The 26,361-nt window shown below is 50.9% G+C and carries 20 protein-coding genes; 7 read left to right on the forward strand and 13 right to left on the reverse strand.

The window, feature by feature from the left end:
- Positions 1-35: 35 nt before the first annotated feature.
- From B7990_RS01540 to thiC, 4 genes are read right to left on the reverse strand one after another with little or no spacing between them, the layout of a single operon-like run.
- Positions 36-1,190 carry a LysM peptidoglycan-binding domain-containing protein gene (locus B7990_RS01540; RefSeq protein ID WP_088639301.1) on the reverse strand — a complete coding sequence of 385 codons (1,155 nt, stop codon included), beginning with the start codon at positions 1,188-1,190 and terminating at the stop codon, positions 36-38.
- A 38-nt stretch (positions 1,191-1,228) separates the two neighbouring features.
- Complete coding sequence (locus B7990_RS01545) at positions 1,229-2,623, reverse strand: hypothetical protein (RefSeq protein ID WP_088639302.1); 1,395 nt, start codon at positions 2,621-2,623, stop codon at positions 1,229-1,231.
- A gap of 21 nt (positions 2,624-2,644) precedes the next feature.
- Positions 2,645-4,414: an AAA family ATPase gene (locus tag B7990_RS01550; RefSeq protein WP_088639303.1), complete on the reverse strand. Its 1,770-nt coding sequence runs from the start codon at positions 4,412-4,414 to the stop codon at positions 2,645-2,647.
- 41 nt (positions 4,415-4,455) lie between these two features.
- Complete coding sequence (gene thiC / locus B7990_RS01555; protein WP_088639304.1) at positions 4,456-6,072, reverse strand: phosphomethylpyrimidine synthase ThiC; 1,617 nt, start codon at positions 6,070-6,072, stop codon at positions 4,456-4,458.
- A 258-nt stretch (positions 6,073-6,330) separates the two neighbouring features.
- Between thiC and B7990_RS14900 the strand changes: the two genes are divergently transcribed.
- On the forward strand, positions 6,331-6,504 hold the full coding sequence (locus B7990_RS14900) for a hypothetical protein (RefSeq protein ID WP_176407169.1): 174 nt from the start codon (positions 6,331-6,333) through the stop codon (positions 6,502-6,504).
- A gap of 3 nt (positions 6,505-6,507) precedes the next feature.
- Positions 6,508-8,025 carry a Na+/H+ antiporter NhaC family protein gene (locus tag B7990_RS01560; RefSeq protein ID WP_088639305.1) on the forward strand — a complete coding sequence of 506 codons (1,518 nt, stop codon included), beginning with the start codon at positions 6,508-6,510 and terminating at the stop codon, positions 8,023-8,025.
- A 54-nt stretch (positions 8,026-8,079) separates the two neighbouring features.
- Here B7990_RS01560 and B7990_RS01565 read toward each other — a convergent pair whose 3' ends face one another.
- A complete protein-coding gene (locus B7990_RS01565) occupies positions 8,080-8,994 on the reverse strand; it encodes a DMT family transporter (RefSeq protein ID WP_088639306.1) in 915 nt (304 codons plus the stop codon).
- 145 nt (positions 8,995-9,139) lie between these two features.
- Here B7990_RS01565 and B7990_RS01570 point away from each other — a divergent pair, with 145 nt between their 5' ends.
- Complete coding sequence (locus tag B7990_RS01570; RefSeq protein ID WP_088639307.1) at positions 9,140-10,807, forward strand: glutamine--tRNA ligase/YqeY domain fusion protein; 1,668 nt, start codon at positions 9,140-9,142, stop codon at positions 10,805-10,807.
- A gap of 197 nt (positions 10,808-11,004) precedes the next feature.
- Complete coding sequence (locus B7990_RS01575; protein WP_088639308.1) at positions 11,005-12,048, forward strand: DUF3300 domain-containing protein; 1,044 nt, start codon at positions 11,005-11,007, stop codon at positions 12,046-12,048.
- 134 nt (positions 12,049-12,182) lie between these two features.
- Here B7990_RS01575 and nth read toward each other — a convergent pair whose 3' ends face one another.
- From nth to B7990_RS01600, 6 genes are all read right to left on the reverse strand, one after another.
- Entirely contained in the window at positions 12,183-12,809 is a 627-nt protein-coding gene (gene nth / locus B7990_RS01580; protein WP_088639309.1) for an endonuclease III, read from the reverse strand.
- A gap of 32 nt (positions 12,810-12,841) precedes the next feature.
- Complete coding sequence (cysE, locus tag B7990_RS01585) at positions 12,842-13,630, reverse strand: serine O-acetyltransferase (protein WP_088639310.1); 789 nt, start codon at positions 13,628-13,630, stop codon at positions 12,842-12,844.
- A 303-nt stretch (positions 13,631-13,933) separates the two neighbouring features.
- Complete coding sequence (locus B7990_RS01590) at positions 13,934-15,118, reverse strand: phosphotransferase (RefSeq protein WP_088639311.1); 1,185 nt, start codon at positions 15,116-15,118, stop codon at positions 13,934-13,936.
- Positions 15,119-15,323: 205 nt separating this feature from the next.
- Positions 15,324-15,686 (reverse strand): hypothetical protein, encoded by a 363-nt coding sequence (locus B7990_RS01595; protein ID WP_088639312.1) that lies wholly within the window; start codon positions 15,684-15,686, stop codon positions 15,324-15,326.
- Positions 15,687-15,694: 8 nt separating this feature from the next.
- Positions 15,695-15,829, reverse strand: coding sequence for a hypothetical protein (locus tag B7990_RS15045; RefSeq protein WP_254917272.1), 135 nt, complete (start codon positions 15,827-15,829; stop codon positions 15,695-15,697).
- 172 nt (positions 15,830-16,001) lie between these two features.
- Positions 16,002-16,814, reverse strand: coding sequence for a nitrilase-related carbon-nitrogen hydrolase (locus B7990_RS01600; RefSeq protein ID WP_088639313.1), 813 nt, complete (start codon positions 16,812-16,814; stop codon positions 16,002-16,004).
- A 66-nt stretch (positions 16,815-16,880) separates the two neighbouring features.
- Here B7990_RS01600 and B7990_RS01605 point away from each other — a divergent pair, with 66 nt between their 5' ends.
- Positions 16,881-19,232: a hypothetical protein gene (locus B7990_RS01605; RefSeq protein WP_088639314.1), complete on the forward strand. Its 2,352-nt coding sequence runs from the start codon at positions 16,881-16,883 to the stop codon at positions 19,230-19,232.
- 61 nt (positions 19,233-19,293) lie between these two features.
- On the forward strand, positions 19,294-20,022 hold the full coding sequence (locus B7990_RS01610; RefSeq protein ID WP_088639315.1) for a M15 family metallopeptidase: 729 nt from the start codon (positions 19,294-19,296) through the stop codon (positions 20,020-20,022).
- Between the two features lie 92 nt (positions 20,023-20,114).
- On the opposite strand, the gene B7990_RS01615 is transcribed toward B7990_RS01610, so the two are convergent.
- Positions 20,115-21,077: an L-threonylcarbamoyladenylate synthase gene (locus B7990_RS01615; protein WP_088639316.1), complete on the reverse strand. Its 963-nt coding sequence runs from the start codon at positions 21,075-21,077 to the stop codon at positions 20,115-20,117.
- A 162-nt stretch (positions 21,078-21,239) separates the two neighbouring features.
- Positions 21,240-24,152 (reverse strand): DUF349 domain-containing protein, encoded by a 2,913-nt coding sequence (locus B7990_RS01620; RefSeq protein WP_088639317.1) that lies wholly within the window; start codon positions 24,150-24,152, stop codon positions 21,240-21,242.
- 130 nt (positions 24,153-24,282) lie between these two features.
- Here B7990_RS01620 and priA point away from each other — a divergent pair, with 130 nt between their 5' ends.
- Entirely contained in the window at positions 24,283-26,340 is a 2,058-nt protein-coding gene (gene priA / locus B7990_RS01625; protein ID WP_254917273.1) for a primosomal protein N', read from the forward strand.
- Positions 26,341-26,361: the final 21 nt, after the last annotated feature.

Below are 26,361 nucleotides of genomic sequence, written 5' to 3' on the forward strand. Positions count from 1 at the left end.
AATCGCAATGCCAATTATTATTAATAAGTTCTTTGTCACTGTGCCAATTTCGCTTGATGGGTTATTGAAACCTTGTGTCCAATTTCAATGCGGCGGCTGTTCGAGTAAACTTCGCGAACGAGAACCGTAGATTCGTTGTCGGTTGCCCTTGCGATGATGCCACGTCCAAGAAGTCTCGGCGGAATGCTTGCATCCGAGCGGTCTTCTTCCCAGATGGCAATGGCGTCGCCGGTGTTGTACTCTTGCTTTGTTCCCTTGTCAACCATGATATAGGCGTACGCGCCGATGATGAGCATCGGGTCCATTGTATAGCGGATCATTGCCATTTCTTCGACTTTTGCTTCGGGAACGGCCGTGTAGCCAGAGACATTTAATACGTTGAGGGGCTGCTTTAAACGGGCCTTGGCATGGTCTAGCTTAATTTCCCTGAAGCTCTGGACAATCTTCGCTCTCGAAAGAGTATCTCCGATGGCGGTAATCTTTGCATAACCCGAAAGCCTTACCAAAGCGAAATTGTCATAGCTCTTGCCCTTGTGGGCGGGAACTTCGATAGCGCGGGCATCCAGGATTTCAACGAGGTCGCCCTTTTTGAGGGACTGGTTTGTCTTGCGCCCGATGCCTACGACAACTTCGGATTCCGGAATATGGATAATCGGCTCCTTCTTCTCGCCAGAGCGGATGGAGAAGAACCGGGAATCCTTCTTGATGGAATCAAGTGTGTAAATCTCGGGGGCGAGAATCTGGTAGTAGCCGTTGAAAATCTTTGGAGCCGGACGCTTTTTGTAGAGGTAGGTATCAGCCTCTTTTTTCTTCTTGTGCTTTTTGTCCTTTTCGCGCAGGTTCCCGAGCATGTTCTCAAAATCGCCATTGCGGGCGTCCCTTTCATCGCAACCGACGGAGGTAATTCCCTTCGGCAAGTTGGAATCGGCGACAGCGGCTTCGCACGGTCTCGTTTTCGGGAGGCGGTAACCTTCATCGATGCCGTCCCCCAAGTAAATGGAGTCGCCCGGATAAATCCAGTGCGGGTCTTCAATGTGCCTGTTGTTTTCCCAGAGGTCCGGCCAAGCGAACGGATCATTTAAAAATTCAGCACTCAAGTCCCAGAGGGTGTCGCCTTTTTTTACCACATAGGCGGATGCAATCAGAGCTGAAAGACCGAGACAGATCGAAGCACATTTTAAAAATCGCATACAATTCCCTAAGCAAAATTTGGTATTTGTTAAATAATTTAATCTTTTCTTTGCTTAAAAGATGGCGTTTTTTGCACAAAATGCGGAATATCCGACGAATTTGAGCGCATGGGGCGTTCTTTCGGGCGCTGGATATTGCGTGAACGGTGTGCAAGGGCTGGGTTCTGGCCCAAAATGCCAACTCTATCCGGCACAAACAAGAAGAGGATTTCGAAGGTGCCGCGGCCCGGTTCCATGTAAAGCGGGATGTTCTTGCGGAGCATGTAGCCTTCGTTACGGAAAGCCTTGATGGCCTTGGAGGCGGTTTCGAGGTTCCCGGTCTGCAAAAGGATGCGTTCAGGGCGGGATCCTGCGAGCGTGAGAATCATTTCCGAAGTGAGTGTGTCGTTCATGCCCAGGTTGAGGTAGAACGTCCAGCGGCCTTCGGCGTTATCGCTCTTCGAGAAGAATTTCGAAATGAAGTTTGCATCCAGGTGGCTGCGGTGGAAACGCATGTTCTGCGTGGCGACATTGCGAATGTTCAGCTTGGACGACTGCATCGCCACTTCGCGGCAGTCGAGCGATTCGACTTGCTTGAAGAACGGCGCGAGCGATGCTGAAACATAAGAGGAACCGGAGCAGAATTCAAAGAAACGGTCTTCGCGGTTCGGGTGGATGGCATCCTTGATGCGCACGGGGAGGTTGAGCCATGCATCCTTGATGCGCGGCGTCCAGTCGAGAACGTGCATGCTAAAGCCAGTTGATGCAATCGGCATAAAGCTACTGCCGAAGGAGCACTTGGCTTCGACTTTCATGCCTTGTGCATCGGCAGGGTCAAAGAGACGGTCCGGCAAACACTGGATTTGGTGGCAGCTGATCACTTCGGGGCAGCTGCGTTCGATAAAGTCCACGAACGTCTTGTAGCCGTGAGCCGAAATTTTGCCTTTGACGTTTACTTGTACGAGGAGTGCAAATCGTCCGTCGCCAGTAGCGCGGAACCAGATCTGGCGCAATGCCTTTTTGAAGATGCGCAAATGATCCTTGTGGAGCTGATCCAAGACTCGGCTCACAAGCTCAATCGGCTTCATGTCGCGGGACGGAGCGTCGATGACCAGGTTTTCCTGGGCGCCATGGAATTCCTTGACGATTCTCCAGTCGGAATTCTCGGGTGTGGCTTCGGCGGTAAACCATGCCTGCAACTTTCCCGGAATGCGGTCGTTTTCCATCCATGCGGCAACTTGGGCCTTGATGTCGTCGAACGAAAGAATTCTGCGGACAACAGGCTTTTCGGCCTTTGCCTTCTTTTCTTCGAGTTCATCGTCCTTGCGGACATCGGATTTTCTGGAAGCGTGGAACTTGCCTCCGGCGAGAGGTTTGCCGATTCTGTTGCCCATGGTGTTACGGGCAATGCTCCCTTCGGAGCGGCGTGAAAAACGATTGTTCTGTTTGTACATCTTTATAATCGTGTTGAATGTTTAAACTACAAATCTAGGATAAATCCAGGAGCATTCACGGGCGAGCGTCTTTGGAAACTCGCGGAACGAGCCGTTAATCTGATACGTGTTGAGGCTGCCTTCGACTGGCGAGAGTGATAGGACGCTATCGGCGCGGGATTCAAGATAGGGGTATTCGCCTATGTTCGTGGACGTCACAACCGCGCAACCCGTGAGGGCGATAATCGAGTCTACCATCTGCATCAGAATCTGGTGCGGGGAGCCGCTGAGTCTTGACGACTTCGGGTTGTGCAAAACGGCTGAAATCGGGTCGATCACGACAACCTTGTAATCGTGATTTTCGAGCTTTTTGGCGCCTTGGATGCGCTTCGCAATGAGCTGTGCGATTTCAAGCGGCGTAAGCGCTGTACCGCGTAGGTTCAAGAAACCGAACTTGGGCGTGTTAGGTTGTAAATTGCGCTTTTCGCCAAGCAAAAAGAGACGGTTCAGGAACACGGACTTGGTGAGTTCCAAGTTGATGTACAGAACATCGTTTTCGTTTGTCGTGTTGCCAAGCCAGTCTTCGCCATGGCAGATAGATAGAGCCATGTCCATGAGCGCAAGCGACTTTCCGCTTTTCGGCGGTGCTGTGAATAAGAAAAATTCACCGGCACGGAGCATGTTCTCGATAATACATGGATCCTTTTTCGGAGCTTCTTCGCTATCGCTTGCAAGTTCCACAAGCGGCTTGCCGTCAAGCGAGTATTCCGCCCATTCGCGCCATTCCGTGAAGTTCTTGGCACCTTGTTCCAATGCGATGAGGTACTGCTGCTTGCCATTGCGGAGTACGCCTGGCATGCGGACCATCTGGTTCGGGTTCCTGTTCCCGTCATCGACTTTAAAGCCTTGCGATTCAAGCGTCTGGAATAAAAAGTCAACGCGCTCGTTGTATTCTTCCTGGTCGTGAGCTTCGATCTTGATCCAGGCCTGCACGGAATTTGCGCCTGTGTTCACAAGGGCGGCGCAGGGGAGGTTCAAAGCCTTGTAGTAGGCAAGCTGCTTCGCTAGCGTCATCTTCGGGTTGTCTACGACAACGTAACGGTAATGCCAGCTTTCGTCGGTCGCGTCGGCGCCGCCTTTCACGGCGTTAATCGTGAGGAGTGCTCCGTCCGGGCCGTCGAGCTGCTTCATGATCTTCTTGAGTGCTTCGTCTTGCGCGACAATCTTCGAGACGATTTCGCGCGAGCCTGACGGCGTATTTGAAATCTTGAATTCAATCGTTTCGTCGGGCTTGAACGTCGCGGCTAGGAGCTTTGCAAAATCCTTGCGCCAGTCAGGAGCGGGCCACGGAATCGAAAGCGCTTCGGGGTCAATCTTGAAGTTCTGCAGCAATTCAAGGGATTGCGTGTCGAGACCGAGCGCAATCATCTGCTGCATCATCGTTGCCGAAAGTGGCGAGATGACGGTTGGCCCCATGGCGGCATATCCCGGAGCCATGCCCGGCTGGGCTTGTGCGCCTTGGACCATTTGCGGGGCGCTTGCTGCGTTCGCTTGGGCGGCTGCCTTTTGTTCGGCTTCGCGTTCGGTACGGCGCTTTTCTTCGGAGAATGCGTTGCGCAAAATCTTCTCGACATCGTCTGCCGAAAGCCCCTCGTCGCGGGCCTTGCCGCCGAGCTGGAATGTGGCGTCCATGAACGTCCAGCCTTCGTCAAGTGCGGCAACGCCGGCTTGGAACAAAGCCTTCTTCAGTTCATTCTGGTCGGCGAATTTGCTCTTTACGAAGTCGTTAAGAATTTTCTTTCCGTTTTCCATGGACACCTCCAATTCTCTCGAGTGGTTTGGTGAGTTTCAGTTTACTTCAGCGGGTCGCTATTCGGGTCGAGCTTGCCGGTCTTTACGTATTCCTGAATGTCTTTAGAAATGCGCATCGAGCAGAACTTCGGACCGCACATCGAGCAGAAGTGCGAGGACTTTGCGCTATTGCCCGGGAGCGTTTCGTCGTGGAATTCTACGGCGCGTTCCGGGTCAAGCGAAAGCGCGAACTGGTCGTTCCAGCGGAAGCTGAAACGGGCGCGCGAAAGCGCGTCATCGCGGAAGTGAGCGGCAAAGTGGCCCTTGGCAAGGTCTGCTGCGTGGGCGGCGAGCTTGTATGTCACCACGCCTTCACGAACGTCGTTCTTGTCTGGGAGGCCCAAGTGTTCCTTCGGCGTCACGTAGCAGAGCATGGCGGTACCGAACCAACCAATCATTGCAGCACCGATAGCGGACGTGATGTGGTCGTAACCCGGAGCGATATCTGTGGTGAGAGGGCCAAGCGTGTAGAACGGAGCGTTGTGGCACATTTCAATTTGGCGGTCCATGTTTTCGCGAATCTTGTGCATCGGCACGTGACCCGGACCTTCAATGATGACCTGAACGCCCTTCTTCCAGGCAATTTCGGTGAGTTCGCCGAGCGTATCAAGTTCGGAGAACTGTGCCATGTCGTTGGCGTCTGCAATGGAACCCGGACGCAGCCCATCGCCCAAAGAAACGCAAACGTCGTACTTCGCGAGAATGTCGCAGATTTCGTCGAAGTGCGTGTAAAGGAAGTTCTCTTGCTTATGGACCATGCACCAGCGGGCGATGATAGAACCGCCACGGCTTACGATGCCCGTCGTGCGTTCGAGTGCAAACGGAATGTACTTGAGCAAAAGGCCTGCGTGGATCGTAAAGTAGTCGACGCCCTGTTCTGCCTGTTCAATAAGCGTATCGCGGAACACTTCCCACGTGAGGTCGTCGGCGATGCCGTTCACCTTTTCGAGGGCCTGGTACATCGGCACCGTTCCTATAGGCACGGGGCTGTTGCGCAAAATCCATTCGCGCGTTTCGTGGATGTCCTTACCGGTCGAGAGGTCCATCACCGTATCTGCACCCCAGCGCACAGACCAGACCATCTTTTCGACTTCCTGTTCAATGGAAGAAGCGACAGAAGAGTTTCCGATGTTGGAATTGATTTTCGTGAGGAAGTTGCGGCCGATAATCATCGGTTCGCATTCCGGGTGGTTCACGTTCGCGGGGATGATGGCGCGGCCTTCGGCGAGTTCCTTGCGCACGAATTCCGGCGTGATGGCATCACCGCTACTGCCAAAAATTTCGTCCATCTTCTGGTTTTCGCGGATGGCGACATATTCCATTTCGCGAGTGATGACGCCTTCGCGGGCGTACTGCATCTGAGTCTTGTGGGCACCGTCTTTTTCCAGGCGTTCGCGGATCCACGGTTCACGAATGCGTTCAAGTCCTTTCTTTACATCAATCGTCTTGTCGGGGTCGCCATAAGCGCCACTCGTATCGTAAACAGGGAGCACGGGGCATTTCGGGTCGTCGAGTGAAATTTCGCGCATGGCGACTTTCAAATCCGGGAAAATCTTGCCGGGGACATAAATCTTGCGAGACTGCGGGAATGGCTTGAAAAAGCCGTTGGATTCAGACATATTCGTTCCTTTTGTTCAATTACGAACCAAGTTCAAGGGGTATAATCTCAGCCCGCGTATTAAGTGCAGGCACCCCGCCTATAATATAGATAATAAAAGTAGGAAGTAGGAAGGGTGGTGTCATCCTGAGCGGAACGTAGTGGAGTCGAAGGATCCAGTGATTTCTAGAAGGTGGATTTTAATGAGCAAAGCTATTTTATTTTCGTGCAATAATTAGATTTTTTACGTATTTTTTTTGAAAAATGCAAAGGAGAGGTTATGTCGGAAAAAGAAATGAACAACCAGAGGGCTATTTATGTGCTTTCTGACCTGAGAATGTATGCGAGTTCGCGTTCCTTGGATGCGATTGATTACGCTATTGAAGTCTTGCAGAAATTGGAAAATGCAGGGATTAAAAATCCGCTCGAATCATTAAAACCAGAGGAAAAGTAATTTATGGAACAGGCCACAAATACAGTAATGGCTTATGGAACTTTCTGGGCGCTTGTGCCGGCTCTTGTCGCGATTGTTCTAGCTCTTGTCAGTAAAGAAGTTTACTCGTCGCTTTTTGTGGGCGTCATTGTCGGTGGGCTTCTTCTTTGTCAAGGAACGGGTTCGGGATTCTTTGATGCCGTTTTTAAGAACGGTTTGATTGCAAAGGTCGCAGACCCCTATAACGTGGGCATTCTCGTGTTCCTTGTTATGTTGGGTGCAATGGTCGCTCTCATGAACAGGGCTGGGGGATCAGCCGCTTTTGGCAACTGGGCCAAGACGCATATCAAGTCAAAAGTCGGCGCGCAGATTGCGACGATTTGCTTTGGCATCTTGATCTTTATCGATGACTATTTCAACTGCCTCACGGTCGGTAGCGTGATGCGCCCGGTAACAGACCGCTTCAAGGTGAGTCACGAAAAACTTGCATATCTGATTGATTCTACGGCGGCTCCGATTTGCATCATTGCGCCTATCAGCTCATGGGCCGCTGCGGTTTCGGGATTCGTGGAAGGGGAGGATGGCCTCACGCTTTTCATCAAGGCTATCCCGTTTAACTTTTATGCTCTCTTGACGATACTTGCTTTGTTCCTAGTTGTCATCTGGAATGTGAATATCGGTCCGATGAAAAAACACGAAATGCATACAAATGCTGTCGGCGATAATTTTGAAGAATTGAATTTTACATCGACAAAAGGCGGAGTTCTTGATCTTGTAATGCCGATTGCCTCTTTGATTGTGTTCTGTGTGCTCGGCATGATTTATACGGGCGGCTATTTTGCATCGGGCGATGCGGCAAAGGGCTTTGTCGATGCTTTTGCTTCTAGTGATGCATCTGTCGGTCTTGCGATTGGCTCGTTTGGCGCGTTTACCTTTACCGTTTGCTTCTATATGAGCCGCCGCGTATTGCGCTTCAGCCATTGCATGGCTTGCTTGCCGGATGGCTTCAAGGCGATGGTACCTGCAATTTTGATTTTGGCTTTGGCATGGACGCTTAAAGGCACGACAGATGCGCTTGGCGCAAAGGAATTTGTGGCGGGCCTTGTGAAGGGCGGTGCCGCTGGATTCATGAACTTCATGCCGGCGATTATCTTTGTGATTGCTGCGTTCCTTGCTTTTGCAACGGGAACATCCTGGGGCACGTTCGGCATCCTCATCCCGATTGTCGTGGCGGCGTTTGGCGGTGTGGATTACAGCCTCATGGTCATTTCGATTTCTGCATGCATGGCGGGTGCCGTTTGCGGTGACCACAGCTCTCCGATTTCGGATACGACGATTATGGCAAGTGCCGGTGCGGAATGCAATCACGTGAACCATGTCAACACGCAGATTCCGTACGTACTCGTTGTAGCTGCAATTTCATTTGTGACTTACATTGTCGCGGGCTTCACCCGCAGCGCCATACTTTCGCTGTTGTTCGGCTTCGTGCTGACCTTCGGTACGCTCGTGATGATTAAAAAGCGTACCAAGAAGAATGTCTAATATGTCATTCCCGCCACTGAGCGGGAATCTCCCTCTGGTTGTTTAAGTATGCTTCTATCGGCGTCTGATTTTGACTTGCGCAAGGATGACGGCGGTAAACATTAGCACACAGCCGATTCCTTCCTGAAGGGTGAATCGTTCGCCAAGAACAGCCCATCCAGAAATTACAGAAAATACCGATTCAAGGCTCATCAGTAGCGATGCTAGGGTGGGCCTTATTTTATTTTGGGCGATAATTTGCAATGTGAACGCTACACAGCTCGAAAGAATCGCGGCATACAAAAGCGGAATCCACGGCCCGAAATGCGAATAGACTTCAATGATCGTGCCGAAACTTGCGAAACTCCCTTTCAGGTCTACAAAGAACATCGGGAAAATGGAAAGCGTTGCGACTACGAGAAACTGAATGGCCGAAAGTCTCACATTGTCCATGTAGGGACCGTACTTCCCGATAACGAGAATGTGTGCTGCAAAAGCGAGCGCGCACAAGAGCAGAACCGTATCGGAAATCTCGATTGAAAAATCGCCCTTGATGCAGAGCAGATAAAGCCCGATGACCGTGATGGCGACGCAAAGCCAGATTTTAGTGGAAATCCTCTTGCCGAAAAACAGACTCAGGATCGGGACGAATATGATGTAACAGGTGGTGAGGAACCCCGCCTTTCCGGCAGAGCAGCCCAGGTAAAGCCCGGTCTGTTGCAAGTTCATCGCAAAGAAAAGCGTTAGTCCGCAGAATAAGCCTGCTTTCCAGAGCTTGCGGCGGTCTTCCTTGTTCTTGGGACGCCTTGGATTCTTGCCGAGCTTGTCTAAAACTTTAGCCAGCCCGAAGAGGACTCCCGTGGCGATGAAATTTCGCATGCACACGAACGCGAACGGACCGATGTCGTTGCCTTCGATTTGTGCGACAAAGGTGGATCCCCAAAGGAATGCCGCCAGAACCAATAAAAAACTATATCCAATATTTGCCATTCTAGTGTAAAAATAGAAATGCTTACCGAAGATTGTTTGCTTTAAGTTCTGTAACCTTATATTGCCACTATTTCCTCTCGTCTCTCGTCTCTCGTCTCTCGTCTATTTTCTAAATTATCCGCTGTAAAAATCAAAGGATTGAAATATGGAAATCCCCGAATCTTCGAATTTTATTCAGGACATTATCGTTAACGACCTCCAGACCGGCAAGCGCGACCACGTGTTGACGCGTTTCCCGCCTGAACCGAACGGCTACATTCACATTGGACATGCCAAGTCCATCTGCTTGAACTTCGGCACTGCCAAGAAGTTCGGTGGCTTTACGAACCTCCGCTTCGACGACACGAACCCGACCAAGGAAGATGTGGAATACGTCGATTCCATCCGCGAAGACGTGAAGTGGCTCGGCTTTGAATGGAAAGAAGAATTTTTCGCAAGCGACTACTACGACCAGATTTACGCCTTTGCCGAAAAGATGATTGAAATGGGCAAGGCTTACGTCGAAGATTTGACTCGCGACGAAATGCAGGAATACCGCGGCAACGATGCCGGCAAACCCTCCCGCCCGAGTCCTTACCGCGACCGTAGCGTTGAAGAAAACATGAAGCTCTTCCACGAAATGCGCGACGGCAAGTACGCCGACGGTGAAAAGTGCCTCCGTGCCAAGGTTGACCTCGCAAGCCCGAACATGAACATGCGTGACCCGGTCATCTACCGCATCAAGCATTGCACACACCATCGTACTGGCGACAAGTGGTGCATCTATCCGATGTACGACTTTGCCCACCCGATCAGCGACTGGATCGAAGGCATTACGCACTCCATCTGTACGCTCGAGTTCGAAGCCCACCGTCCGCTTTATGACTGGTTCCTCATTGAACTTGGTTTGCAGAACCGTCCGCAGCAGATTGAATTTGCCCGCTTGAACCTCACGTACACGATGATGAGCAAGCGTAAGCTCCTTGAACTTGTACAGACGAAGGCTGTGCTTGGCTGGAACGACCCGCGTATGCCGACCGTTTGTGGTTTCCGCCGCCGTGGCTTTACCCCGAGCTCCATTCGCGAGTTCTGCAGCCGCATCGGTGTTTCCAAGGCCGACTCCATGGTCGATGTGAACCTCCTTTACTTCTGCATCCGCGAAGAATTGAACCAGACCGCTAACCGCGTGATGGCCGTGATTGACCCGGTCAAGCTCGTGATTGACAACTGGGAAGCGGGCAAGGTCGAAATGATCGAAGTCGAGAACAACCCGAACGACCCGAACGCAGGAACCCGCAAGGTGCCGTTCAGCGGTGAACTCTACATCGAAGCTGATGACTTCATGGAAGAACCGCCGAAGAAGTACTTCCGCTTGAAGCCGGAAGGCGAAGTCCGCCTCAAGGGCGCTTACTTTGTCACTTGCAAGAGCGTCGAAAAGGACGAAAACGGCAAGGTCACGGTAATCCACTGCGAATACGACCCGCTCAGCAAGGGTGGCGAATCTCCGGATGGCCGCAAGGTCAAGGGCACGATCCACTGGGTTTCTGCTGAACACGCTGTAGACGCCGAAGTTCGTTTGATCGATAACTTGTTCACGCTCGAAGATCCTGCTCAGGTTCCGGAAGGCGAAGACTGGCACGATTACTTGAACCCGGATTCCATGGTCATCAAGCAAGCTAAGGTCGAACCGGCACTTGCAAACGCCAAGCTCGAAGACCGCTTCCAGTTCATGCGTCAGGGCTACTTCTGCCTCGATAGCGAAGACTCCAAGCCGGGTCACCTCGTGTTCAACCGCACGGTGGGATTGAAGGACTCTTTCAACCCGACAAAGTAAATTCGAATTATAACCTTCGCGATACGGCGTTGCTCACCCCCTCACGTACGCTTAGTACGCTACGGGGTCTCGCGCCTTGTCTCGCTCGGTTCTAATCCGAATTAGATTTTATGTCCTCGGCTTAACAGCCGGGGTCTTTTGTTTTTGCTGTAAAAAAATTGTAGATTAAAAAGAGGTCCTTTAAAAAAGGAGGTCTTATGAAACGTTTAATGACTCTGCTCGTGGCTATGCTTGCGTTCCCGCTGATGGCGAACGCGCAGTCCCGTTACACGCCTTCGGAACTGGATACGCTTGTTTCGACGATTGCGCTTTATCCGGATCCGCTCCTGGTCCATGTCTTGGGGGCTTCCGAGCATGTTGAAGATATTCCCCGAGCTTCGGCTTTTGCAAATGCGAATCGCCATCTGAAGGGCGACGATTTGGCTTATGCCATTGAACGTGCCGAATTGGAATACGATGAATCGGTAATCGCGCTCATTCCGTTCCCGGATGTGCTCCGTAAAATGACGAAATATGCGACATGGACAAAACAGCTTGGCGAAGCGGTTGAAATGCAAAAAGCCGATGTGATGGATGCTGTGCAGAGAATGCGCAAGGTCGCTCACAAGAATGGCTATTTACAGAGCGATGACAAGGTTGCGGTGACCGTTGATGATAACGTATCCATTCAGCCAGTTCGCGAAGAATATGTGTATGTTCCCGAATACGATCCGCGTGTTGTTTATTATGTCGTATCGAATGATAACGCTCGAATCCGTTATGTTAGCGGGACATGGATTGGTTCAGGACTCATTTATTGGGGCTGGGATCCGTTTTATTATGACTGGGTGCACCGCCGCCCGCATTATCGCCATCCGCACCGCTATGCGCCTCCTCCGCGTCATCGTGCAAGGCCCAGACCTGCGCCGGGTCCGCGTTTGAACAATCCTCCTCCGCGTGGGCGTTTTGACAACCCACCACCACGCCCGCATTCTTCGTGGGAAAGGCGACCCTCCGCTCCTGCGCCGGCTCCGTCGCGCACGTTGAACAAACGTCAGGAAACACCATCGGTACAGCCGTCAAACAATAGTCGTCCGGCTCCGCCACCACCGCCGTCGAATTACAAGCGTCCGGCACCACCTCCGCCACCGCCGCAGGCTTCTAGCTCAAATGACGATGAGGAAAATCGTTGGAATTCTCGCCATTCAGAACGCCATCACGGCTCACATAACCCTCCTGCGCCACCATCGCGTAGAAGGTAAGGGTGTCACCATCTTGTCATTCCACATCGTGGCCTGACATGTTCGCCTCGGATATAGAAACATGCAAGCATGTTTCTGCATCACTCGGCTCCTTTGTCATTCCCGCCACCGAGCGGGAATCTCCTTTTTTAGGGTTACTTGTGCTTTTTTACTACGGAGCATATCGGGCACTCTTCGTCTTTATGCCCGCGCGCTTTGCAGTAATTGCGCCCAAAATAAATGATTTGCAAATGACGCTTTTCCCATTCTTCTTTGGGAAAAGCTTTTTTTAGATCTTCTTCGGTCTTTTCGACGCTCGAACCGTCGCTTAAACCCCAGCGTTCGGCGAGACGATGAATGTGCGTATCGACCGGAAATGCCGGGAGCTTGAAAATGTGGCTCATGATGACGCTTGCCGTCTTATGTCCGACTCCAGGGAGGCTTTCGAGTTCCTCGAACGTGTGTGGGACTTCGCCTTTGAACTTTTCGACGAGCGCTTGCGAGAGCTTGAAAATGTTCACGCTTTTGGTGTTAAAGAAACCGCAGGGCTTGATGATTTCGGCAATGCGGTCTACTCCGAGCTTGATCATCTTGGCGGGAGTGTTTGCTTCTTTAAAGAGAACCGCGGTCACCTGGTTCACACGGATGTCGGTGCATTGGGCGCTTAAAACAACGGCAACGAGGAGTGTGAATGGGCTTGTAAAATCCAGCGGAATGGGCGGATTCGGGTATAGTTCGTCCAGCTTATCGCCAATGAATTTGATTTTCGCGGCCTTGTTCATTTGCGCGATTCTCGCCTTGAACGTTCTTCCGTTTAATTCTTGTCGCGCGTGAAGTCTTGCTGCATGTTGAAGCTCGGCATGTCATCGTGCGGGTGCCCCACCTGAACGGCCGGGACGCCTGCATAAGTCGTGTGAGCAGGAACATCACAAAGTACCACGGCGCCAGCGCCGATCTTTGCACCGTCTCCGATGTGGATGTTGCCGAGCAGCTGGGCATGTGCACCGAGCATCACTCCATTTCCGACTTTCGGGTGACGGTCGCCGATTTCGTTACCCGTACCGCCCAAGGTCACGCCATGCAAAAAGCTCACGTTGTTTCCGACGGTTGCGGTTTCGCCGATGACGATATTTGTGGCGTGGTCCACCAAAAGTCCGTAGCCGATTTTTGCTGCCGGATGAATGTCCATGCCGAACTTGCGACTGATGATGCTCTGGAGCATCTTGGCGGGGAAGTGGCGGCCTTCTTCATAAAGGGCATGGGCGACGCGGTAGGCTTGCAGTCCTTGGAACCCCTTGAAAAACAGCAGCGGTTCGAGGGGGCCCGTGCAAGCGGGGTCGCGAAGGACTGTTGCATGCAAGTCCTTTGTCGCGCAAATAAGCAATTTGGGATACTTTTCGTACATGACGCCGAACATCTTCTCGAGTTCTGCTCGGTCGATGACTTCGCCGGCGAGCTGACAGGCGAGGGTGACTCCAAGCATATCCGCAAAGTTCTTGCGGTTAAGGATTTGCTCTTCGAGCATCAACTTCGAAAACGGCTCGGTCTTGACGAGTTCTGCGGCTTCCTTGCGGAGTAACTGTTCCATTTCTTCTGGTGTCATGATGACGCCAAATATAGAAAATGTTGATGGCTTTGCCTTAGAGTTGATTTAGAATCAAAATGAAAATTATGCGGGCGGGGCCCCAGCTCGGAGTTGACGCCTCTGGCGTCAGCGGCTTCACTCGGTTATGCCGGTCTGCAAGCAGCCCGTCGCAACACTCGTTTTGCACGCTACTGCGAAGAAAATACCTTGGCCGACGCTTTATTCTCTCGACGATTTATTTTTTTTTAGGAATTACAAGTATGTCTCGCATTGACTACAAAATGTTTTATTGTGAAAATACGGACATTTTATTATTGAATCTTACAGCGCAAGTAGCGCTTTGGCGGGGATCCAGAACCAATCGGGCCTAAATTCCAGCTCGTAGCATGCTTCGTAGATGGCTTTCGCGAGAATGTAGGGCTTGGATTCCTTCTCGATTTCTTCGGTGGAAATCCCGGAGACCTTGGAATATCCGGTGACAAACGCTTTTTGCGCTTCGGCCGGGTCGGCCTTGGCAACGGCGCCTGCATAGGCAAAACTGCGGAGCATGCCTGCAATATCGACGGCGGGGGAGCGGATGGTGCGCCTGTAGTCGAGGCTGCGCGTGGGTTCCCCTTCAAAGTCAATCATCTCGAAATGCTTGGTGCCGTTCGCACTTTGCGTGATCAGCACCTGCCCGAGATGGTAATCCCCGTGGATGCGCTGCTTTTTGATGGTCTTGTCGCTGAAAGTCTCGCGGAGAAGGTCGCTGTAGCGGATGCGCAGTTCCGGGAGCTTCTCGCGCAGTTGCGGTGCGTATTCAGTGTCCGTTGAGCTTTGAAGCAATTGTTGCAATCGGTCGAACGGAGGCTCGATGCCGCTGTATTTTGGACCGCTTAAACGCTTGAGGCTTTCGTGCATCTGTGCTGTGGACATCCCGAGCTGGAAGGCGTCCGTGCTATCCATGTTTTTGCAGAACTCGCTCCAGGCGTCAAGAGCGTTCGGGAAATGCTCTTCGAGGATTCCCCACGTGTAAATTTCGCCGCCTTTCGTCTTGTAGTTGCACACTGCATAGAGCCTCGGGACGCGGCTACTGTCGGCCTTGTTCAAGGCTTCCAGAATTTCGGCTTCGGGGTGGATTCCTGCTTCTAGCCTGCGATAAAGCTTGAAGAAAAACTTCCCTGGAGCGCAGAATGCGGAATTGCTCTGTTCCTTTGAAATGGGCTTGATGCTTGTGAGGGCGCCCCTAGAAATCGGTCTTGTAAGCCGAAACGAAAAGAATCCTTTGTCGCCTGAAAATATGGATTGCTGTGCACCGTCGAGGAATGCGTCTTCGAGAATCTTTCCGACCGCGTTCTCGTCATCGATGATTGCGTAAATATCGCTTTCGCCATCGGCAAACGAGACTTTTGCAAGCCTGATGCGAGTGCCTCCGGCCTCTGTGGAATCGAGCTGATCCACACGGGTTACGTTTCTGTTTTTCCCCATGAACCAGCGTTGTTTGCTAAAATATTTTATGAGGTTCATGTTTCGAATATATAATTTCTCAGATGAAAATATTTTTTTAATAACAATTTTTCTCGATCAAATAATGTATAATATAAACCATAGGAGATGGAAGGGTGGATTCTCCTTGGAAAAATAAAGAAAGTGTCTTCGATTATGTTTCGACTAGTTCATGACTAGATTCGAGCGGGATTAGGAGAGGGCACTTTCTTTTTCGTTTTATCCGCTATTTACCTGGACTTGTGAGAGGTGCGAAATATCCCTGGGAGCGCAGTGAGGCTAAAACTTTTAGCTGCTGCGGGACGGGTTCGCGTGGAAGGCCTTCGACGACGAAGGGCGGAATCTGTTTGATGGGCTTGAATGCTTCTGGAACATCACTGTAGTCGCAGAGTTGCCATGCGGCAAGCAGTTTTTCGATGAATGTACTCCACGGAAATTTGTCGGTGGGGTGCATTGTGAATCTTGCGGGTTTGAGGTTGTCCCTCGCATCGAGCAAGAGGCTCCCGTCTTTGTAACAGGCAATAACGGCGGCTTTCCTGGATATGCCGTCTGTTGCTTTCTGGGCGGGAATGTCTAAAATGAGCTGCAAAATAGAACTTATGCTGTAGCGAGTTCACGTTGGATCAGGCTGTACTCGTATTCAGAAATGGAGGTCATCTTTAAGATCAGTTCGCGCTTGAGACCTGCTTTGATAAGTTCCTTTGCTTCATCAATCTTGCTTGTTGTTGCCATATAGAGCCTCTTATTTTATAGAATGTAATATAAAAATAATTTTTCTGTGGCAAAAATGTCAATATTGGAAAGAAAAATTTTTGGCAAATATATAAAAAATGTGTTCTGTAACACATTGATGGTTAATGAATTAGAATTGACAAGTTGTCCAAGGCCGATTTTTGAGTAGTGCCTATAAAAATTCCGATGGGACAATTCCGTCGAGAACAGGGAAAGACTTGCGGTAGTGGCGCTCGGCCTCGAGGTCCAGTTCGGCAGAAATGACGGCTTCGCTTTGGGCAGGGCCTTCGGCGAGGATGTCGCCGTTGGGTGAAATGATGAGAGACGTGCCGGCGAGTGGAACCTGGGTGTCTGGGGATTCACTTACGGCATTGACGGCGGCGATATAGACCTGATTTTCGATGGCTCGTGCCTTGAGGAGCGTTTCCCAGTGGGCGCGCCTTTTGGCGGGCCATGCCGCCTGGATCGTGATGAGTTTTGCACCTTTTTGTGTCGCATGGCGGAAAATTTCCGGGAAGCGCAAATCGTAGCAGATAAACGATGCTACCGTCCAATCTTGCAGTTTAAATAAATTAACCTCAACCCCTGGTCGGAACGAATCCTTTTCTGGAAAGAACAAATTCATTTTATCGTATCCGCAGAATTCCTGGGCTGAGCGCGGATTGTATATGCTGACGTGGTTTAAAAATTGATTGCAGCTGTTTGCTTCACGCGCTCTTGAAATGCCTGCACCCATGATGGTGCAGCCTGTTGCGGTCGCGACTTCGGAAAGCATGTGTGCGGTTTCGCCTGATTTGCAAGTGCTGAAGTCTTCGGCAGCTTCGCTTAGATTGGCCGGTACGTAGCCCGTGGCAAACATTTCGGGGAGGAGCACAAGGCTTCCTTCTGTAGGCTTTTTTTCGAGAATAATTCTCTTTGCTCTTGCGATATTCTCGGTTTTATCGCCTTTGGCACTGTCCAGCTGGATTAAATAAACTTTAAGCATGCGTATAATATAAGATGTTGCGGCGTGGCTAAAAATTTTCTTGCATAAATTATCTATTTTGAAAGCATGAATTTTCGTCTAATTTTCAGTTTTGTCCTATTTGTTGTGGTTGGGGTCCTTGCAGCTTCGCCAACAACAGTTATTGGTGTCGTTCTTGAGGCTGAATCGGACTTGCCTATCAAGGATGTTGCTGTCTCGTATCAGTCCGGCAAGCGCATCGGGGAGACTGATTCCCGAGGTCGTTTCGAGCTGACGGTGGATTCTAAAAATGCGACGCTCGTGTTTAAAAAAGAAGGCTACGATAGCGTCTTTGTGGAACTGCAAGATTTTGCAGATCTTCTGGACATGGTCATTACGCTTAGCACGAATGTTACAAACCTCGGCGCAAGCACGATTATCGGTGATGGTGAACCTATCAAATGGGAAGTCGAACGCACTGTGAAGCTCGAAAAGCTTGAAGATGCTGCCGGCATGCGATTTGACTTGACGGAGCATTTGAGCCAGATGCCTGGGGTTTCGGGACAGAAGGATTTTAGCAGTGCCCTTTATTATGATGGATCCCGTGCAAGCGATGTGGCGTACCATTTGGGCCGCCTCCGCATTCCGAATATGCGCCACTTGGACGTCGGATTCCCGGGCAACTTGTCCATCGTGAACCCGCATACATTGAGCGGCATTGAAGTCCACGACCATTACGGTCAGGGACCGCTTGGGCAAGGTCTTGCAACTTCGATCCAGTATATTCCTGAGCAGACAAAAGGCGAATGGGGCTTAAGAGGCTCTGCAGGGCTTACGCTCCAGGAAGTGGTTCTTGATGCTCCATTCTTTATCTGGGATAGCTTCCGCTTTGCATTCCGTCGCCTGGATGGTGATATGCTCAAGAACTTGGGCGAAAAATTCTTTACGGAATTCCGTAAGCGTAACGACGACTGCTCTGGCGACTGCAAGGTGAAGTCTTCGGACCCGTTTGACCTTTCGGCGTTTGACATTTATGCGCAGTTGAACGGTTCTGATTCCTTGGGAAATGCGACTTGGGCTTTGCGGACGTTGTACAGTTCTGATGAATATAAGGTGAGCCAGGATACTTCGTCTACTTATGGCGCCGTCAATTCAATTGATATTATTGAAGGTAGTCAAAGCTATTTGGTCATCGGAGCCGAGTATGCGTCGAAGTTCGGAACGAGCTTCCATGCGGGACTTGTCCGTGAAAGTCTAAGCGACACGCTGCGCGATACGACGGGATTCCGTACGGGCAAGATCTCGGACCCGACGGCAAGATCGTTTATTGATGGTTACAGCCAGACTCATACAACACTGAGTGCTGGTGCAGACAAGAATTTCAATGCGGATATTTTCGGTGCTGACTTGCGTGGCGCAATTCTTTATGAACATCACTTGGTTGAACGTAGCTATCCGGTTCCTGGTGGCGAAGAAAGTAGTGACTACCAGACAGGCGTCTTGTCGGGTGCTGTAACGCTAGACTGGAAAAATGATTATTCGGAACACATGATTTCTGTGGGCGCAGTTGCCGATGCTGCTGACCATAGGGCGCTTCCGACGGCTTCGTTTGATATGGAACGCAATTTGTCCAGGACGGATACCGCTTACTGGAGACTCTTTGGTAATGCCGCTTATCGTGCAGACTGGAAACATTATTTTGACGATGGTGATTTGACTGGGCGCCTGGAATCCGGGACGTCGCTCAAGTTGGGCTTGGGTTACCGTTCAAAATATTTGGTTGCCCAGTTCTCGGGCTTTGGACGTTTCTACTTTGATCCTTTGCTGCCGTTGCCGAAAGCTTTTGCAAATTATAAAGATGTGACTCCGATTGATTTTGCCTGGGTTACCGGCGCTTCGGGTTCGTTCGAATGGAAAACTTCGCACCACTTCTCGATGGCAATGAATGCAAGCTCTGTTTATGGTGAATATGAACTGAAGGGAGGCAAGTCCTTGCCATGGGAAGCCAACTCCCGTCTGGATGTAGTCTCGCACTTTAGGTATTATCCGCGAAAGGATTCCATCGTGTCGGTTATATTGACGCACCATGCAGCATGGCATAGACCTCTTTATTACTATGCCATTAAACCGGCATCGGATGGCAAGAGCGGAACCCGAGAACTCAAGGACTATAACAAGTTTACGGATTTGTACAGAACCGACGTGCGCGTGAATCTCGATTTGACGAAGACGAAGGGTTTCTTTAGAAATGCAAGATTCTATTTGGAACTCGACAACATCTTCTCGAAGCTCGATGTGGGCGCACTTAGATTCCTTGGTTCTGAAAACGGTCGTGAACGCTCTTGGGTTGCTCGCGATAAGGACAAAAATACTGCAAATGGCTATGACCTGGTACCGTTTATCGCAAAGGGCATGGGACTCTTTTTCCAGTTTGGCGTAGAAGTGCAGCTGGGAATTTAGTGAGTAGGCGGTAGGAAGTAGACAGTAGGAAGTCGCGCAAGTTGTCATTGCGAGGAACGAAGTGACGAAGCAATCTATTATTTTAGTAATTGCGCTTTTCGCGGTTTTCTCGTTTGCTCATGTGACGGATAGCTTGTTTGTGCCGCCGAAGCCTGCGAAGCCTTTGCGTTATTGCACTTCGGCAAAACAATGGGTGGATTACGCAAGTCACGATTCAAATTTAGTCGAAATTACACGCATGCGCGGGCTGCGCATGGATTTGCGCTATGCCACGTTTAACAACGTAACCGGCCATGATATGTATTGCGGGATCCAGCGCGCTTTTATCCATAAGGACGGATTGCCCAAGCTTAAGCGAGCGCTCTCGATTATCGCCAAAGAATTGCCGGGGTATTCGCTTGTGATTTTTGATGCCGCGCGCCCGATGTACGCACAAGCTGTTTTGAAAAGCTCTGTTGCTGGAACGCCTTATAGCAATTTTGTCTCGTCGGGTAAGACGGGCGGACTCCATAATTATGGCTTGGCCCTTGACTTAGGGCTTGCCGATAGTACTGGCAATTTGCTTGACATGGGTGCTGATTTTGATTCGTTTGAACGCTGTGCGGGAATCGTGGGCGAAGCGGATGCTTTAAAGTCCGGGCGCCTCACTCAACAGCAAATTGATAACCGCAATTTGTTGCGCAATATCATGAAGCGCGCCGGCTGGGTGATGCTCCCTAGCGAATGGTGGCATTTCAACGCATTCACGCGCGCCTATACTAAGGAAAATTATCCGCTGTTCCCGATTTGAGTTAAGAACTCTAAGTTACGAGTTTCTAGAAAATTTTATGTCAATATTTTCTAATGACCAATGACTACTAACTAGTAACTATAATCTCGTATTTACGGTAATGACTTTATACTTGCGCGTTTCAGGCGGTCGTTGAGTGCCATGCCAACGCCCGTGTTCGGGATGGGGTCCACGAGAATCAAGTCGTATTCGGGCTTGTCAAGGTCGTGCATGAAGGCGTAAAGCTTGGAGGTTGCTTCGACCATGTCACCTGTAGCGGACAAGTTTACCGTAGCGGGGATGGGGCCTGCTTGTATGCCAAACGCAATGCGTACGGTATGCTCCGGGAGCGTGTAGCCTGCCGGAACTTCGCCGTAGTAAAGCGGAACTTGTGGGCGGTAATGCGTATCGCACTGGCCGGGGGCGAGCATCGGCTGGCCAGGCTTGGATGTAGATTCCTTGATTTTCACTTCACCGAGGACGGCTTTGAACATCTCGGGCGTGATGGCGCCTGGACGCATCACGGTCGGTTCGCCGACGAGCGAGATGATGGAACTCTCGACGCCAACGGAGCAGGGGCCACCATCGACAATGCCTGCGATGCGGTCGGCGAGCTGGGCGGCAACGTGTTCTGCCGTTGTCGGGCTCACGTGCTTAAAGAGGTTTGCGCTCGGGGCGGCAAGCGGGAGTCCTGATTCCTTGATGATCGCCTGTGCAATCGGATGGCTCGGGAAGCGCACAGCCACGGAGGGGAGGGCGCTTGTGCAAAGGTCAGGGATGCAATCCTTCTTGGGAAGGATGATGGTCATCGGACCCGGCCAATAGGCTTCGGCGAGCTTGTAGGCGCTATCGGGGATGTCCTTTGCAATGTCGGTGAGCTGTGCAATGTCTGCGATATGGACAATCAGCGGGTCGAACGTCGGGCGTTCCTTGGCGGCGAAAATCTTGGCGAGAGCTTTTGGCTCGAATGCGTTACCGGCGAGCCCGTAAACCGTTTCTGTCGGGATGGCGACGACTTCACCTTCCTTGAGGAGGCGGGCTGCTTCGCTTACACTTGTCCATGGCGGGAATTTCATAGCCCCAAAAATAGAAAATCCAGAAGGATTTAGTCTATTTGTCATTCCCGTCTTGAACGGGAATCTCCATTCTCCAGTGTATAAAAAGAAGATGCCCGCTCGGAGGCGGGCATGACAAGGTCTAGTGAACTTGGCAAGGTCGTGGAGACCTTTTCTGATCGCTTATGCTTCGGTCGTTGCGGCTGCCGGAGCTTCTTCCTTCTTTTCGTCCTTGCGGCCGAAGGCAAACACCTGGTCGCAAGCAGAATTGAAGCGCTTCCAGATCTTTTCGGAGTGTTCACGAGGAACGGCTCCGACTTCCTTCCACAAGCGGCGGAAATGCTTGACCTTGTTCATCGAGGCGACGACCGTCTGATCGTTCAAGTCGGTGAGCAAGTCTTCGGCCTGTTCGCAGAGGAGAATCTTCTTCTGGAGATTGTTCTGGCGAGCCTGTTCCTGAATGTCGAGCTGGTCGCGACGGCGGGTGAAGAAGTCATCGCAGACATCGCGGAATGCCTTGCGGAGTTCGTCATCATCGTTACCGCAAGAACCAAGCGTAACCCATTCCTTCTGGATGTCGCGAACGGCATCGGCGAGCTGGTTGGAGCCTGCGCTTTCGGCAAACTGGCGGACCTTTTCGATCATTTCCTGCTTTTTCTTCTTGATGTCTTCAATCTTGGCCTGGAGTTCCGGGTCAGATTCAGCCATCTTGGCGACAATCTTATTCACGATTGCGTTGAAGCGTTCGTTGATGGATTCGACAGCGTCCTTCGGGACCATGCCAATCGTCTTCCATTCAGCATCGATGGCCTTGTAGGCTTCGATGACTTCCGGAGTGATGTTGGCGATGTCGAGAGCTTCGAGCTTTTCGCAGAGGGCTTGCTTCTGTTCGAGGTTCTTCTGCTTTACGGCATCCATTTCTTCAAAGTGGCTGCGCTTCTTTTCGAAGAAGGAATCGCAAGCGGTGCGGAAGCGCGTCCAGATTTCGTCGGACTTGCTCTTCGGCACTGGACCTGTAGCCTTCCACGCATCCTGCAACTGCTTGAGCTTCGTGGAGGTGGCGTTCCAGTCGGTCGAATCCTTGATGGCTTCGGCTTCGATGCAGAGGGCGACCTTCTTTTCGTAATTGGCTTCGCGGCTATCGTCTTCGCGCTTCACATTTTCCTTATGTTGAGCATAGAAGGCGTTCACGGCGTCCTTGAAGCGCTTGTTCAAAGCGGCAAAAGCTTCCTTCGGGACCATGCCGATGTTCTTCCAGTTTTCCTGGATTTCCTGCACGGCCTTGAACTTGTCCTTCCAGAAGATTTCGGCGTTTGCAACGAGTTCTTCGACCTTCTGGCAGAGGGCTTCCTTGTCAACGAGGTTCTTCTGGCGTTCGGCGTTCTGTTCTTCGATGAACGGAGCGCAGTTTTCCTTGACCTTGTCTACGAGGGCCTGGAAACGGTCGCGGTAGTCCTGGAACTTGGCTGCAGAAATCGGGCCGATTTCACGCCACTTGCCGCAGAGTTCGCGGAACTTGGCAAGCACGGCCTGGCTCGGAGTTTCCTTGGAGAGCGCGTCCATTTCTTCGATGATGGTGTCGCGGTCCTTTTCGTTGTGCCAGTTTTCCCACTGTTGCATTTCCTGGAAACGGGAGGTGGCAATCTTGTATTCCTGCCAGAGATCGTGGTACTTGAACTTCTGTTCGCCGACGATTTCCTTCCATTCCTGATAAGTGTCACGGAGAATCTTGTGGATTTCGCGGAACTCCTGGTTCTCGTCGATGTTCTGGATGCGTTCGATGAGGCCGCGGAGCTTCTTGGAATTTTCTTCGATGACCTTCTGGGCCTTTTCGTTGAAGGCGCTGATGAGTTCATTCAGCTTAGTGCGGAGTGCATTGTAAGCCTGGAGGATCGGATCGTCACCTTCGAGGAGGGCGAGCTTTTCCCATTCGCGGACGATGGCATGCAGATGCTTGCCCGTGTTTTCATCGATTTCCGTTTCGGAAAGCGCCTGGAGACGTTCGAGAAGGCTCTTGCGGATGGCAATTTCTTCTTCGCTTGCGTTTTCAGATTCTGCGGACGGAATTTCAATTTTCTTTGCTTCCTGGGACTTGAAGTAGGCGTTGTTGAAGCGCTTGATCAAGGCGGCGTCCATGACGGACTTGCCTTCGTTCCATTCCTGGATGATTGCGTTCACGCGGTCTGCATTTTCTTCTGTCGTGCCGGCTTCGAGCAAACCTTCGAGTTCAGTGAGCGATTCCGTGAGACGTGCAATCTTTGCCTGCTTTTCGGCTTCGGCATTTTCGGCGGCCTTCTTTGCGGCGTTTGCTTCGTCGTAGAACTTGTTGAAGCTTTCGTAAATTTCATTGAGCGTTGCTGTAGATTCGCCCATGCCGAGAGCGTTTGCTTCGTTCATCAAGTCGTCAAATTGCGGCTTGGTGGCAAATGCGTCCTTCTGGGCGGCGAGGAAGTGAGCCTGCTTGATGAGCGCTTCGCGCTTGCTCTGCAAGAGTTCGGCTGCCTTTTTGCCGTTGTCTTCAGCATCTTTCTTTGCACGAACTTTGTCCGAAATTTTCTTGCGGACGGAGGTGTGCTTGGAACTCTTGATGAGGTCGGCTTGAAGCGTTTCCGATGTCACGCGGTCTGCAGCTTGCAGTGCGATTTCTTCGCTGGAATCGCGCGTTGCAATCTGGGCGAGCAAGGACTGCTTGCTGCACTGCTTGACAAGTTCTTTCTTTAAAATTACGTTGTCTGTAGCCTTGAGGACGTCTTCGGTATAACGAGTATCCTTGATGGCTTCGATGTAACCGAGGACTTCACTATTCAGCGCGGATTCGTTAAAGCTCTTCAATTTTTTGACGATTTCTTCGAAGGCTCTTGTCTCGGCCAAACGGCGTACGCCGGAGTCATTGTCTTTCGTAGAAATTTCCTGAAGTGTCTTAATAATTGCAAGTTTCTTAACTGCAGCCATTCGCACTTCGACATTATCATCGGAAAGGGCAACTCGTTCAATAATATCTTGACAAGTGAGTTCATCCAAGTCGGCAATGGCTTCGATGCGCTTTGCTGGGTTGGAATTTTGCCATTTCGGTTTAAATGCGTCAAAAATGCTCATAATATCTCCAATAGGTAGGTGGGGCTTCCTCAGCTCCATATAGCATAATCTAACTAAAAAAATATTACGGTCAGGAAAAACAGTGCGAATTTATGCCCATTTAAGCTTGTAACAATACTATCTTTGCCCCGTGGCTAAAAGAATACCCAAGACAACGGCTCCAGAGATGGTTAAGGAACGCTGCAATTCGGCGCTTCTCTCTCGTTTTTGCGAAGTCTATATTCCCTTGTCCCCATCTGTTTTTACTTACGGGGTGCCTGAAGGTGTAAATATTGTGCGGGGAAGTGTTGTCTGGGTGCAGCTGGCTCGGCGTAAGCCCTCTCTTGCTTTGGTCTGCCGCGTTCATGATGAAAAACCTGCTTTTGATGTTCGGTATGCATGCCCGCATGAGTCTGGATACGTCTTTTCTGGACGTTATATGGAATCGCTGGAATGGGTCGCTAAGTATTATATAACAACGCCCATGCGCGCATTGAATGTGTTTTGGCCGGCAGATTTTGATAAGTATCTTGATGCATTACTCGCCGAAAAAAATGCTGAACCTCGGGGTGAGGCTCCATCGGTTGGACCTGAAATGGTCGTCTGTTCGAACTTGCCCCCCTTGACAGCTGAACAGGAGACTGCACTTGCCAGTCTTGTGGATGATTTGGATAAGGACGGTTTTCGTGGATCGCTTTTGCATGGTGTGACCGGCAGTGGCAAGACGAGAGTTTATCAGGAATTGGTACGCGAAGCGCTTAAGCGCAATAAGCGTGTACTCATTCTCGTGCCTGAAATTGGGCTTACTCCGCAGACGGCGTCTCGTTTTGAAGACTATTTGAAAGTTCCTGTAGTTGTGCTGCATTCGGCACTCTCGGCTCCGCAAAAGCGCGCTGGTTACTTGTCCGTACTCGACGGTTCGGCTAAGGTTGTGCTTGGAACACGCAGTGCAATTCTTTCGCCGTTTGATTTTGATGTTGTTATTTTGGACGAAGAGCATGATTCTTCGTTTAAACAGCAGGACCCGGCTCCGCGTTACCATACGCGTGACTTGGCTTTCCACTTGGCGCAAAAGTACGGGGCGCTTGTCGTGCTTGGCTCTGCAACACCTTGCCTTGAAACGTATCGCAATGCAAAGACTGGAAACATCAAGCTGTTGACGCTCAAGAACCGAGCCACGGCGGCACCGCTCCCTGAGGTGAACGTGATTGACATGGGCAAGGTCCGCCAGCAGAAGGGAATGCTTTTGTCACCTACGTTGCGCGAAGCGCTTTCGGATTGCATCGTGGGCGGCGACCAGGCGATTATCCTCATGAATCGTCGAGGTTATTCTAAGATTAGAGTTTGTTCTAAATGCGGTGAAACTCTTTATTGCAAACACTGTCATATTCCATTAGTTTATCATAAGCAGTACAATGCGCTGATGTGTCATTACTGTGCGGCGCTGTATCATGTTGATACGCCGTGCCCGACATGTGGTTCGGAAACTTATGAATTTGTTGGTGGCGCGATTGAAAAGCTCGAAGAAGAAATTCAGGAATGGATCGCCAATGCAAAGGTGATTCGCATGGATCGCGATACAACGCAGAATGTAGGCGCTGTCGAAAAAATATTGACATCGTTTCGGAATCGCGAATACAACATTTTGCTTGGTACGCAGATGGTTGCAAAAGGCCATGATTTTCCGGGTGTAAAGCTCGTTGGAATTGTCGGCGCTGATTCTGGGCTTGGTATTCCTGATTTCCGTTCGACGGAACGCTTGTATCAGCTACTGAGCCAGACGGCGGGCCGCGCGGGGCGCGCCGATGGCGGAGGCCGCGTGTTTATCCAGACGCTCAATCCGACAGAACCCGTGATGCAATATGCTATTCGCCATGATTTCAATGGATTTGCCGATATGGAATTTTCAAATCGGCAAATGGCTTTTTATCCGCCGTTCTGCAAGCTTGTTGAAATCAGTTGCGGATCGAAAGATGAGAACTTGCTCCGTGATTCGGTAAATCGTCTAGAAAGTATTTTGCGCAAAGAATCTTCGATGACGGTGCTTGGGCCTGTCGATGCGTTTGTACCGAAAGTGCAAAATGTGTTCTGGGTAAAGCTCTATATTAAAACGCAAAACCTTGCGGTTGTGCGCAAAGTTCTTTCTCCGATTTTGAATGCGCCCAAGGCATGGGTTCCTGGCGTAGAAATTAAAGTTGAATTTGAATAAATAGCGAATTATCTTGGTAAA

The sequence above is a fragment of the Fibrobacter sp. UWB4 genome (assembly GCF_002210345.1).
In the GTDB taxonomy this organism is placed as follows: Bacteria; Fibrobacterota; Fibrobacteria; order Fibrobacterales; family Fibrobacteraceae; genus Fibrobacter.